This is a genomic window from Waltera intestinalis, assembly GCF_009695995.1.
Classification (GTDB): Bacteria; Bacillota; Clostridia; order Lachnospirales; family Lachnospiraceae; genus Acetatifactor; species Acetatifactor intestinalis.
The window spans coordinates 1-11,811 of sequence record NZ_VUMU01000013.1 but is presented as its reverse complement, the minus strand read 5'-3'; the positions used below and the strand labels follow the sequence as shown (position 1 = coordinate 11,811).

At 48.9% G+C, this 11,811-nt stretch carries 9 protein-coding genes and 1 pseudogene; 7 read left to right on the top strand and 3 right to left on the bottom strand.

Going from position 1 to position 11,811, the window contains the following annotated elements; genetic code table 11:
* Window positions 1–8 precede the first annotated feature (8 nt).
* On the bottom strand, window positions 9–884 hold the full coding sequence (locus FYJ59_RS10325) for a LysR family transcriptional regulator (RefSeq protein WP_154496839.1): 876 nt from the start codon (window positions 882–884) through the stop codon (window positions 9–11).
* Window positions 885–1,086: 202 nt separating this feature from the next.
* Here FYJ59_RS10325 and FYJ59_RS10320 point away from each other — a divergent pair, with 202 nt between their 5' ends.
* From FYJ59_RS10320 to FYJ59_RS10300, 5 genes and pseudogenes are all read left to right on the top strand, one after another.
* Complete coding sequence (locus tag FYJ59_RS10320) at window positions 1,087–2,424, top strand: sodium-dependent transporter (protein WP_154496837.1); 1,338 nt, start codon at window positions 1,087–1,089, stop codon at window positions 2,422–2,424.
* 13 nt (window positions 2,425–2,437) lie between these two features.
* A pseudogene (locus FYJ59_RS14520) lies at window positions 2,438–3,279 on the top strand (aldehyde dehydrogenase family protein).
* A 139-nt stretch (window positions 3,280–3,418) separates the two neighbouring features.
* Window positions 3,419–4,354: a hypothetical protein gene (locus FYJ59_RS10310; protein ID WP_154496835.1), complete on the top strand. Its 936-nt coding sequence runs from the start codon at window positions 3,419–3,421 to the stop codon at window positions 4,352–4,354.
* Window positions 4,355–4,486: 132 nt separating this feature from the next.
* A complete protein-coding gene (locus FYJ59_RS10305) occupies window positions 4,487–5,647 on the top strand; it encodes an aromatic amino acid transport family protein (protein WP_154496833.1) in 1,161 nt (386 codons plus the stop codon).
* A gap of 58 nt (window positions 5,648–5,705) precedes the next feature.
* Window positions 5,706–6,722 (top strand): metallophosphoesterase, encoded by a 1,017-nt coding sequence (locus FYJ59_RS10300; protein WP_154496831.1) that lies wholly within the window; start codon window positions 5,706–5,708, stop codon window positions 6,720–6,722.
* Window positions 6,723–6,753: 31 nt separating this feature from the next.
* On the opposite strand, the gene FYJ59_RS10295 is transcribed toward FYJ59_RS10300, so the two are convergent.
* Window positions 6,754–7,293: a hypothetical protein gene (locus FYJ59_RS10295; protein ID WP_154496828.1), complete on the bottom strand. Its 540-nt coding sequence runs from the start codon at window positions 7,291–7,293 to the stop codon at window positions 6,754–6,756.
* Window positions 7,294–7,411: 118 nt separating this feature from the next.
* Entirely contained in the window at window positions 7,412–8,377 is a 966-nt protein-coding gene (locus tag FYJ59_RS10290; RefSeq protein WP_154496825.1) for a tRNA dihydrouridine synthase, read from the bottom strand.
* 215 nt (window positions 8,378–8,592) lie between these two features.
* Here FYJ59_RS10290 and FYJ59_RS14295 point away from each other — a divergent pair, with 215 nt between their 5' ends.
* The gene (locus FYJ59_RS14295) at window positions 8,593–9,903 is read left to right on the top strand and encodes a glycoside hydrolase family 28 protein (RefSeq protein WP_328597229.1); all 1,311 of its coding nucleotides are present in this window, start codon (window positions 8,593–8,595) and stop codon (window positions 9,901–9,903) included.
* Between the two features lie 73 nt (window positions 9,904–9,976).
* A complete protein-coding gene (locus tag FYJ59_RS10280) occupies window positions 9,977–11,449 on the top strand; it encodes a C69 family dipeptidase (protein ID WP_154496822.1) in 1,473 nt (490 codons plus the stop codon).
* The last annotated feature ends 362 nt before the right edge of the window (window positions 11,450–11,811 follow it).

The following is an 11,811-nucleotide window of genomic DNA, read 5'->3' as shown; positions in this document are numbered from 1 at the left end:
GCAGGGGATTATTCCTCCTGCAGGTATTTTATTACGCATTTCAATTCCGGTGAGATCCATTTGTTCCTATGATATAAAAGCTGTCGCCAGATATCCGGATGAATCTCTGTCATGGGGAGACTGACGAGATTTCCTTTTGCCAGATCTTCCGCTACAACGAACTCCGGCAGATAGGAGATGCCGAGATCCTGACACAGAAGATTGCGGATCAGCTGGGTATCGCCCACCTCCATGATAGGCATGGTCTCCCTACCGTTTTGGGAGAGCAGATCATCCAGAGCAGCCCGGTAACTCATGTTTTTCTCTGTCAGGATCAGCGGATATTCCAGAATCTGTTCCAGGGTGATCTGAGTCTGTCCGGCTAAGGGGTGACCGGCACCGGTGACGAAGTGAATATCCACCGGAGCTTCGAAAGCGGTCACATAATTGTGATTAAAAATACGGCGGTCCAGCGTGTATACAATGTCCACCTGATTCTGTCCCAGCATCTGGAACATTTCATCGGTGCTGGTAGCAATGATCTTCAACCGGATTCCGGGATATTTTTCATGAAAATCTTTAAAACGGCTGTGAAATTCCCAACTGGCCAGGGATTCTGCAATGGCGATCCGCACCAGACCCTCCGGGGCGGTGTTGCCGCTGATGTGGGTGGCTTCAGCGGCGAGACGCAGGATCTGCTGGGCCAGGGGCAGCAGCTTCTCCCCCTCATTGGTCAGGGTTACGGTATGCCCGATCCGTTCAAACAGAGGGATGGACAGCTCCTTTTCCAACTGTTTGATCTGAAAGGATACGGTGGACTGGGTATAACCCAGACGTCCGGCCGCCAGCGTAAAACTTTTCAGTTCGTTCACCATAACAAAGGTTTCCAGATTTTTGACATCCATAGGGTAGATACTCTTTCTACATTGTAAATTCAATTCTTCGATCAATGCAATGTAAATAATTTGTTTTTCAAATATTTAAGAAAATTATATAATGAGAAAATAGGGCTGTCAATGCGAAAAGATGGCGAAAATATGGGAAAACAGCAAAAATATATGCCGTATCCCGTGTTTAGAATAAGTGGTTTTGGGAAGGATCAGAGGTATGGAAAACAGAGAAAGACTGGGGAGTCGTTTGGGATTTATCATGCTGTCGGCGGGGTGTGCCATCGGCTGCGGAAATGTGTGGAAATTCCCGTGGATGTGCGGGCAGAACGGTGGCGGAAGCTTCATGCTGATCTACGTGATCTGCCTGATCGTGCTGGGCCTGCCCACCATGATCATGGAATTTTCCGTGGGGCGTGCGGCGCAGACGAGTCCACTTTATATGTATCGGAAATTATCCGGCGGCAGGGGAAAATGGAATCTGTGGGGCATCGTCTGTCTCATCGGAAACATTGCGTTGATCGCTTTCTATGCGGTGGTGTCCGGATGGATCCTCTATTATTTTGTAAAATTTCTGACAGGGCAGAATCAGGATTTCGGTTTTGAAAAAATGATCACGACGCCCTCGGTGAATGTGACATATCTGTTAGTCACCTTGCTGATCGCTTTTGTCATTTTAAGCTTCCATCTGCAGGGTGGGCTGGAGCGTATTACCAAATATATGATGTCAGCATTGATCGTGCTGATGCTGGTGCTGGCGGTGCACAGCTTTACACTTCCGGGAGCAGGAGAGGGATTGAGCTTCTATCTGATCCCACATTTCTCCAAAATCACCGGTTCTGTGGTGGTGGGCGCCATGAATCAGGCATTTTTCACATTGTCCGTGGGAATGGGCGGTATGGCGATCTTCGGAAGCTATGTCGGCAAGGACCGTTCTCTCATGGGTGAGTCTATCCATATTATTATCCTGGATACACTGGTGGCAGTGATCGCCGGTATCATTATATTTCCGGCATGCTTCACTTATGATGTGGAAGTGACGGCGGGTCCCAGTCTTCTGTTCGATACTATGGCGACCGTATTTAACAACATGGCAGGCGGCAGATGGTGGGGAACCTTATTTTTCCTGTTCATGGTGTTCGCAGCCATGTCCACAGTGCTGGGTGTGTGTGAAAATATTCTGGCCATGGTCCGGGAACTGACCGAATGGTCCAGACCGGCAGGGTGCGTGGCGTGTGGTGCCGGATGTTTCCTGTTGGCCCTGACGACAGCACTGGGCTTCAGTGTATTTCATTTTCAGCCGTTTGCAGCGGGGACGACCTGGCTCGATTTCTGGGATTTCCTGGTGTCGAATAACATCATGCCCATAGGTTCGATCCTGTTGGCGGTATTTTGCTGCTATAAGGTCGGCTGGGGCTGGGACAAATTCCTGGAGGAAGCAAATGCCGGCAAGGGCTTAAAGGTCCAGCCGTGGATGAAACCGGTGTTTAAATATTTTGTGCCGGCGGCAGTGCTGTTCATCTATGTGTACGGAATGGTAAATTTTGCATGGAGATAAAACAGGAGGCACTATGACAGAGCAGGAGATCCGGACGATATTACGCAGACAAAGAGAATATTTTGCTACGGGAGCCACGCTTTCCCGGGAATTCCGGGCAGAACAGCTGGGCAAGTTAAAGGATTCCCTGCAGCGCCATGAAACAGAATTGAACGATGCACTGCGACAGGATCTGGGGAAAAGCCGGATGGAAAGCTACATGTGCGAGATCGGACTGACGCTCTCGGAGCTGACCTGGATGCAGAAACACCTGCGGGGGCTGATGCGGGAAAAGAGAGTGCCGACACCGTTATCGCAGTTCGCGGCGAGGAGCTTCCGGTCTCCGTCACCCTATGGCACCGTGCTGATCATGAGTCCATGGAATTATCCGGTGTTATTGACACTGGATCCGTTGATCGATGCTATTGCCGCAGGGAATACCGCAGTGGTAAAACCCAGTGCCTATGCTCCGGCGACGGCAGCGGTGTTAAAAATGATTTTAGCGGGGAGGTTTCTGGAACCCAAGCTGCCGAGGGAGATTTTGCGGATTGGGCGATCCGCTGTGTGGAGGAACATCCCCATCCGTTGGCACTGTATTTCTTCAGTGAAGATAAAAAAGCCCAGAGACGGATCCTGGATCACTGCCATTTTGGCGGTGGCTGCATCAATGACACCATTATTCATCTCGCCACCAGCGCCATGCCTTTCGGCGGCGTGGGTGAGAGCGGCATGGGTGGGTATCACGGCCGTACCGGATTCGAGACCTTTAGCCATTATCGGAGTATCGTGGACAAAAAGACATGGATGGATCTGCCGATACGGTATCAGAGGTATGATGAGAAAAAAGAGAAGTTGTTGCGGCGGTTTTTGAAGTAACGTCCTGAAAAGTGTGAGATGGCACGAGATTACGTCCTGAAAAGTGTAGTGTATAGCCTAAATTACGTCCTGAAAAATGTAATAGCAGGATATTTGCGTGAAATAATATAGAAATCGTGAAGGAAAGAAGGTAATTAGTATGAACTTTGTCAAACAGAAATGCATTACAGCAGCAGTATTATTGCTGGTTGCTATTTTATCCATAACGGTTGTAGGAAAATACGCCTCCGCCCCGGAGAATCATCAGAAGACCATTGCCTCTCTGGATGAGAAAAAACAGACTGTCATGGAGCTGACGGCGGCATCCACGGTGACTTCGGCGCTGATCACCTTGCTTCCGGGCGACACGGCAACACCAATCGCGGAGAAAATGGCAGATGTCAGCGGATACCTGCTAGTGGTCCTCTGCGCTATCTATCTGGAAAAATATCTCGTGACGATTACCGGTTATGTGGCATTTACCTACCTGATTCCGATTGCCTGCGGCTTGTGGATACTCAACCTGATTTTTGCAAATGCCACCGTGCGAAAACTGGCAGCAAAACTGGCGGTGTTTGGCTTGGCGATCTCCCTCGTGGTTCCCGCCAGTGTGAAGATCTCCGACCTCATCGGTGACACCTATCAGGCCCAGATCGAAGCAACCATTGAAGATGCCAAGAACACACAGAGCATACTGGAAAACAGTGGTGTGGTGGATGATACTAATGCGACGGAAACAACCGGAATCGGAACAACAGAAGCTTCTGGAACTGTTACAGGTAATGTGCAGGAGAAGGAAAACAATAACTCCGGATCTGTCTCAAACATTTTCGACTGGGCAAAAGATGCCATTTCCGGCGCTAAAGATTCGGTGACAAATGTTGTGGAAAATGTGACAATTTCTACCGAAGAACTGGTACAGAAGGTGGAGAATTCCCTGAATCACTTTATCGAGGCGGTTGCCGTGATGATCATTACTTCCTGCGTGATCCCGATGCTGGTACTGTTGTTGTTTTTCTGGGTGGTGAAGATCGTGCTGGATGTGGATCTGAGTGGCGTGAAGATCAAGGGGATGCTACCGGAGCCGAAGGAATAGAAGTAATCTCGCAGAGAGACATTCCCCATTTAGCAACAGATTTTTTTGTACCTATCCGGGTAGACACGGATGAATATCGAAAGAATTATATTGCATAGTAAAGTAGTGTTTTTATACAAAGGAGGCCTCCCTATGTCCCAACCTATCCAATCCGAAGCCCATCTCACGACCTTTGAAGCCATCAGCATGATCGTCGGCAACAGCATCGGTACCGGCATCATCGCCGTTCCGTATCTTGCCACGAAGAACAGCATGCTGGATGTCGTGTGGATGGTATTGATCGCCTATTGTGTGAACGTGATCCTGCACCTGATCATTGCCGAACTGTCTTATAATAACGGTGGTGTCCAGCTGGTGAAAAGCTTTGAAGGAGAGCTGTTTCATGGGAAAATGAAGCAGATCTTCAGCTGGAGTGTATTTATTGTCTATGGACTGGCAATTATGATCGGTGTCAGCGGCAACATCAACGGTGGCGCCCAGATTTTTGTGAACTGGTTCGGAATGCCTTTTGTGGCGGCGCAGGTTTTGTACTATGTGATCGCCGGAGTTGTGGTGTTTATCGGCATGAAAGCCGTGGGCATCGCGCAGAAGTACGCAGTCATTGTCCTCATGGGCATTGTGGCAGTGATGACGGTAGGAACTTTTCTGCATCCGCTGAATTCTTTGCAACGGGCACAGTTCCACTGGAATAATCTGCTGGCGCTGTACAGCATGGTGGTATTCGCCACATCTGCCAATCAGGCAGTGATCCAGGTGGTGAAAGGTCTGGATGGCAACGCGAAACAGATCCGCCGCTCCATCTTCATCGGTTTTGGGCTTTCCTCAGTGTTTGTCCTGATCGTGACGGGTACGGTTCTCCTGGGAACCAAGGGAGCACTGGAAAAAGAACTGGCATACATGCAGTTGGGAGAGAGCATCGGTACCTGGGCAATGATCCTGGCAGGCGTATTTTCCCTGTTTGCTTTACTTACCACGTTCTGGAGCAATACTCTCGCCCTCCGCGATGTGGTTCATGAGCAGATCGGCAGCGGCAACCGCATCAGCTGGCTGATCGCCACAGTCCCCTGCATCCTGTTTGCTGTGTTTGGCGTGAACAGCTTTATCGTTCTGACCCGGATCATGAGTGGCGTTGTGGTACTGGTGAGCATCATGCTGGTGCTGACCTATGGAAAGTCCAGGAAAAAAGCCGGCAGCAGTCCTATCTGCGGCGTGATCGGCACAGTGCCGTTTCAGGTGCTGATGGTGCTGTCTACGCTGCTGTCTGCAATCGGTGCGTTGATCCCATTGAGCTGATTTCAAAAAAACTCAAATACAATAGTGAAACAGATTAAGTGACAGAAAAGAGATTCCTATGTATACCTCTCAAAATTTTCAAATTCGGGACGAAGAGACTTTTTCCCTTCGCATCCCGACGGACAGAGATTATAAAATATTACAGCTGACAGACCTGCACCTTGGTTTCGGCATGTTTTCCGGGAAAAAGGACAGACTGGCGCTGGCAGCGGTGACGGAGCTGATCCGCCGGACGGGACCGGATCTGATCGTCCTGACCGGGGATTCCGTGTTTCCGTTTTTCCCAAAAAGCGGGACGATGAATAATAGAAAACAGGCGCAAAAGCTGTTAGCGTTTCTGGATGGTTTTCAGATTCCCTATACGTTTGTCTTCGGCAATCATGACTGTGAGATGGGGGCTGCATGCAATAAAGAGCAGCTGGCGGAGATTTTTGCAACGGGAAAATACGCTGTTTTTACCAAAGGAAGATATGAGCATAGTCCTCAAAACCCCATTGCAGGCGTCGGAAATTTTGTATTAGATCTGATCGATGGAGAAGGCAGAATTCTCCTGCCACTCATCCACCTGGACTCTAACATGTATGGCGACGGCTGGTTTTTCAGCGGTTTCGACTGCATCCATGAGGACCAGACGGACTGGTGTATGGAGAAATTGAACGAGAGAAAAGTACCGGCTATGGCATTTTTCCACATGCCGCCCGCGGAGTTCAAGGAAGCCTACAAGAAGATGAAACTAGGCGATCACAGTGTGAGTTATGAACACGGCAGTATCGGAGAAAAGGATGAGTATTTCGGAATATCGAACCGACCACCCCATTTTTTCGAAAAAGCGGTGGATAACGGCTGGCTGAAATGGATCTTCTGTGGACACGATCATCTGAATACGTTGTCACTGACCTATAAAGGTATCCGCATGACTTACGGAATGTCCATTGATTATCTGGGATATTCCGGCATCGCGAAGCAATATATCCAGCGGGGAGCAACGCTGATCACACGTAAGACAGACGGGAACATAGACATCACTATGGTACCGTTGACAACAGTAGTTTCGACACGAGTAAGGGGAGCCTGATGAAAGGCTCCCCCGATTTGTACGAGAATGATTAGTAATTGATACCGCTGATGCCGAGTACTCCGTTCTGGACATTGAAGGTGATGTTAGGACCGTCACCGGTGCTGTAGAGGGTGAATCCTGCCATACTGGGGCTTAATTCGGACAGATCAGCATTAGCCATAGAATCTTTCAGCTCAGGGGTGAAGATTTTGTCTGCACCTAAGGCAATCAGATCTTCCCTGGTTTCGATCATACTGCCATCGCCCAGAGCAACATAGACCGGATAATTGACCAGATCAGCGAGAGCATTCAGGTCTTCAGCGGCTACGGCATCCTGGATCTTTTTAGCGAAAGCGGTAGCATCTTCTGTGGGAACTGCAAAGTTGTCTTCATAGGCTCCTTCCGCCGTAGAGGTGCTTTCGGTGGATGCGGTTTCAGTATTGGCTTCTGTATTGCTTTCTGTAACCTGACTTTCGGAAGCTACGGTGCTTTCCGCAGAGGCAGCAGCTCCGTTTCCCTCATTGCCGCAGGCAGCAAAAGATAATACCATAACAGTGGTTAAAAGTGCACAGATAAATTTGTTTTTCATAATAAAACTCCTTTCGTAATAAAACCATTTCTTACAGGTCTCTGATGATTAGACTGTACAGTCTTCAGAAAAGTTGCATAAGAAATAAATTTTTTTTAAAAGGCGCAAGAAAATTATTTTAGGATGATTTGAGAGCGCACTCCCTAAACAGTGCATTGACTGCCAGTTTATAGTCACTGACATCCGTGGCTTTGCGGATCTTTTTTACGTATTTGTCAGGAGATTCGAAGCTGCGGCTTAAGAAAGTCCAGAGATCCTTCATTTTATACAGAGTATTGGTATCGCCGGACATGATCACCTGATATCCCGCCAGGAGAGAATTATGGAATTCCTTCAAAACATCCAGACAATCTTCCGAAGACGGCAGGGACACCCCATCGAAATCAGTGGAAGCAGCCTTCAACTGCTGTAACAGTCCCGGATTCTGCAAGATCCCCCGACCGATCATGACGGTATCGACCATGGGCAGTTTTTCCAGGACGTACGCGAGTGTCTTCGGAGAGGTAATATCCCCGTTATAACACAGCGGGCATTGTAAGGTGTCGGCAGCTTCCGCAAAAGCCTCCAGATGGGGCACCCCCTGATATCCTTCTTTTTGCAGTCTGGGATGGATGATCAGCTCTTTCAAGGGGAATTTCTGATATATTTTCAGTAACGGAGCCCACTCATCCAAATACTCCATGCCGATGCGGGTTTTGATGGAGATTTCCAACGGACATTTTTCAAAAATTTCGTCCAGAAAAGTCTCCAGTTCCCGGGGCGTACCTAAGAACCCGGCACCGCGATTTCTTGCTACCACTGTTCCGGAAGGGCAGCCCAGATTCAGGTTGACCTCATGGTAGCCGTATCCGGCAAGCTGTTCTGCAAGCGACAGGAATTCCTCTGACTTATTGGTCAGAATCTGCGGCACCGTGTACATGCCCTCGTTATGTTCCGGCAGCACATCGTTGCGCTCTCTGCTGTTCATGTGCCGGTTGGAGATAAACGGGGTAAAATATTTATCCATACCGCCGTAGTAGCGGTTCCAGTTGGTGCGGAAATTATAAGTGGTCAGTCCCTCCATGGGGGCAAGATAATATTTCATAATGCTATATGCCTTTCCGTGACCGGTAAAATAAACCGGTAATGCAAATATCATTATAATAGATAGTGGAAAAAATGAAAAGAAAACAATCTCACAAATACGCAGTAGAACATATGGGAAAAACAAAAAAACCGCGTAGAAATCCGATGCAGAAAATGATAGAATCAAAAAACGTGAAAGCAATATAATAAAAAGATTTCAAGGAGATAATAATTGTGTATAATCAGGATTATAAAGTAGAACTCCCCTGTTTCCCCGAAAGGGAGGTATCCATAGCGGAGTATGGTGCAAAGAGCGGAGAATTCAGTGAGGAAGCCGGCAGGCACAATGCCGAAGCCATCAATCGTGCCATCCATGAGGTGTCTGAGCAGGGCGGTGGTATGGTGAGAATTCCCGCAGGTATCTGGGCGGTGGCACCGATCCGTCTGTTAAGCGGTGTTAATCTGCACCTGGACAGTCAGGCTATGTTAAAATTCATCAAATCGAAAGAGGATTATCCCCTGCGCATTACCAGTTACGAAGGGCAGGACTGCATCCGAACCGTATCTCCGATTACTGCGGAAAATGTGGAAAATATAGCTATCACCGGAGAAGGGATCATTGACGGCAGCGGTGATAAATGGCGACCGGTCAAGAAATTCAAGATGACGGCAAAACAGTGGGATGCGCTGTTTCAGATCAGTCCTTATGTGATCGAGACAAAAGAGACTGAGATTTGGATGCCTACTGAGTCCATTCTGGAAGGCAATCGCCATAACATCCAGGGAACCACCGAAGAGGCACTGGCTGCTGCGGCACCTTATTATGATTTTTACCGTCCGGTAATGGTCAGCCTGCGTTATTGTAAAAAGGTATTGTTACAGGGCGCAACGTTTATGAACTCTCCGGCATGGAACATACATCCCTATTTTTGCGAGGACCTTACTGTGGACGGTGTGAAGATCCGCAATCCGTACTTTGCACAGAATGGTGACGGCATCGATGTAGAATCCTGCACCAATGTGCACATTCACCACAGCACCTTTGAGACCGGTGACGATGCTATCTGCATGAAATCCGGCAAAAATGCCATTGCCCGCAGGATTGAAGGCCCCTGCAGCAATGTCTACATTCATGATTGTCTCGTGAATGAAGGCCATGGTGGTTTTGTCATCGGCAGCGAGATGTCACGTGGGGTAAAAGATATTCTGGTGGAGAACTGTACTTTCGTGGGAACCGATGTGGGTGTCCGCATGAAGAGTGCGCTGGGACGCGGCGGTGTAGTGGAAAACATCACACTCCGCAATATCCATATGAGCGAGATCAAGGGCGAGGCAGTGATCCTTACGATGTCTTATGTCCTGAATTCTCTGAACCGTAATGAGACCATTGCCATGGAAAATGAGGAGGACATTCCGTATTTCAGAGATTTGTCTATGGAAAATATCGAAGTCACCGGCTGCAGACAGTTTACGAAACTTGAGCCCCTGCAGGGCAGACCGGAGACGATCCGGAATGTTGTGGTGAATGGACAGAAGCTGGTGTAAGGTTCCAGACAGGAAACAGATTTTTGCTACTCACGGGAAACTTTTTGTAGCATAATAGCAGGAGGTAATGATTATGCCATGTACAACCATATTAGTAGGAAAAAAAGCATCTTATGACGGATCCACCATGATCGCCCGGAACGATGATTCCCCCTCCGGACAGTTTACCCCGAAGAAATTTGTGGTGGTACATCCGGAAGAACAGCCGAGAAAATATAAATCTGTGCTTTCTCATGTGGAGATCGATCTGCCCGAGGAGGCTTTGCGTTATACCGCAGTGCCCAATGCGCTGGAGGGAGAAGGTATCTGGGCGGCACACGGTATCAATGCGGCAGGTGTGGGCATGACGGCCACGGAGACTATCACTTCCAATGCCAGAGTCCTGGGAGCAGATCCGTTGGTGGAATATGTTCCGGCGCAGGATGGTGCAGAAGAGATTCCCGGAGGTATCGGTGAGGAGGACATTGTATCTGTGGTGCTCCCTTATATTCATAGTGCCAGAGAAGGTGTCACGAGGCTGGGAAGTCTGTTGGAAAAATACGGCACCTATGAGATGAACGGGATTGCTTTTTCCGATAAAAACGAGATCTGGTGGCTGGAGACGATCGGCGGTCATCACTGGATTGCCCGCAGAGTGCCGGATGAAGCATATGTGGTGATGCCGAACCAGTTCGGAATCGATGCTTTTGATCTGGAGGATGCCCTGAACGCACAGGAGAATCATATGTGCTCTGCGGATCTGAAAGAGTTTATCGAAAAGCATCATCTGGATCTGTCACAGGACGGCAGCTTTTCTGCCAGAGATGCCTTTGGCAGCCATGACGATTCCGACCATGTATATAATACCGCAAGAGCCTGGTACATGCTGCGGACCCTGAATCCCCGGACACTCGTCTGGGATGGTCCGGATGCGGACTACACTCCTTTTTCGGATGATCTGCCCTGGTGCATGGTGCCTGAGAAGAAGATCACGGTGGAGGATGTAAAATACGTGCTGTCTTCCCATTATCAGGGAACCCCCTATGATCCGTATGCTTCGTATGGGGATAAAACTATGTGCGGAGCATACCGTTCCATTGGCATCAACCGTAATGATGTCATGGCTCTGATCCAGATGCGCCCGGAGGGCGAGCCGCTCCAGTGGTTGGCGTTTGCATCCAATGCATTTAATGTACTGGCTCCGTTCTACACTGACATAGATACGACACCCGGCTACATGTCCGGAACCACCGGAAAAGTCTCCACCGAGAACTTCTACTGGATGAGCCGTATGATCGCAGCCATGGCCGATGCTTCTTATAGCAAATCCGTGTTCCATATCGAACGTTATCAGGAAAAGGTGGCAGCGAAAAGTCACGAGCTCCTGAACCGTTACGATACATTGCTGGAGCAGGAGACCGATGAGGAAACTCGTAAAAAAATACAGGAAGAGGCCAACGAAAAGATTGCGGGGATGCTTCAGTGTGAGGCAGCCGATACTCTGGACAAAGTCCTGTATGAACTCAGTGGGCAGATGAAAAACGCCTATGCCAGATCGGATGCGTAAATGTTCCGGGGGGATCTGCTGGCAGGCATCTTCTCCGCGGATGCTGCAGTGGACATTGTTCTGAATGTGGCATTTTTCCTCTAGCTGGGACATGCTGCCAAGCGTAGTTAATGGAAAGATACGAAAGCATAGCCGCACATAGGCATAGTGAGGCTCATTGCGGTGGACTGCCGTCTTCCATTCAGGGAGTTCATTGTTTTAAAGTTTTTACACCAAACTAACTTGAAAGTTAGTGAAATAATCCCGTAGCCCTTGGCAGGGTATAAGAAACGCGACACGCTCGCGCTCTGTCGCAGAGCGTAACGGTACATAAGCGAGGAAAGTACCCTCGCTAAGTACCGACGTCTGCTTACGGTCTGCTT

Bases quoted from the DNA above. Each gene is read 5' to 3' on its own strand.
- FYJ59_RS10295 (WP_154496828.1), bottom strand. From the start codon at position 7,293: ATGAAAAACAAATTTATCTGTGCACTTTTAACCACTGTTATGGTATTA.
- FYJ59_RS10280 (WP_154496822.1), top strand. From the start codon at position 9,977: ATGCCATGTACAACCATATTAGTAGGAAAAAAAGCATCTTATGACGGA.
- FYJ59_RS10320 (WP_154496837.1), top strand. From the start codon at position 1,087: ATGGAAAACAGAGAAAGACTGGGGAGTCGTTTGGGATTTATCATGCTG.
- FYJ59_RS10305 (WP_154496833.1), top strand. From the start codon at position 4,487: ATGTCCCAACCTATCCAATCCGAAGCCCATCTCACGACCTTTGAAGCC.
- FYJ59_RS10300 (WP_154496831.1), top strand. From the start codon at position 5,706: ATGTATACCTCTCAAAATTTTCAAATTCGGGACGAAGAGACTTTTTCC.
- FYJ59_RS10290 (WP_154496825.1), bottom strand. From the start codon at position 8,377: ATGAAATATTATCTTGCCCCCATGGAGGGACTGACCACTTATAATTTC.
- FYJ59_RS10310 (WP_154496835.1), top strand. From the start codon at position 3,419: ATGAACTTTGTCAAACAGAAATGCATTACAGCAGCAGTATTATTGCTG.
- FYJ59_RS10325 (WP_154496839.1), bottom strand. From the start codon at position 884: ATGGATGTCAAAAATCTGGAAACCTTTGTTATGGTGAACGAACTGAAA.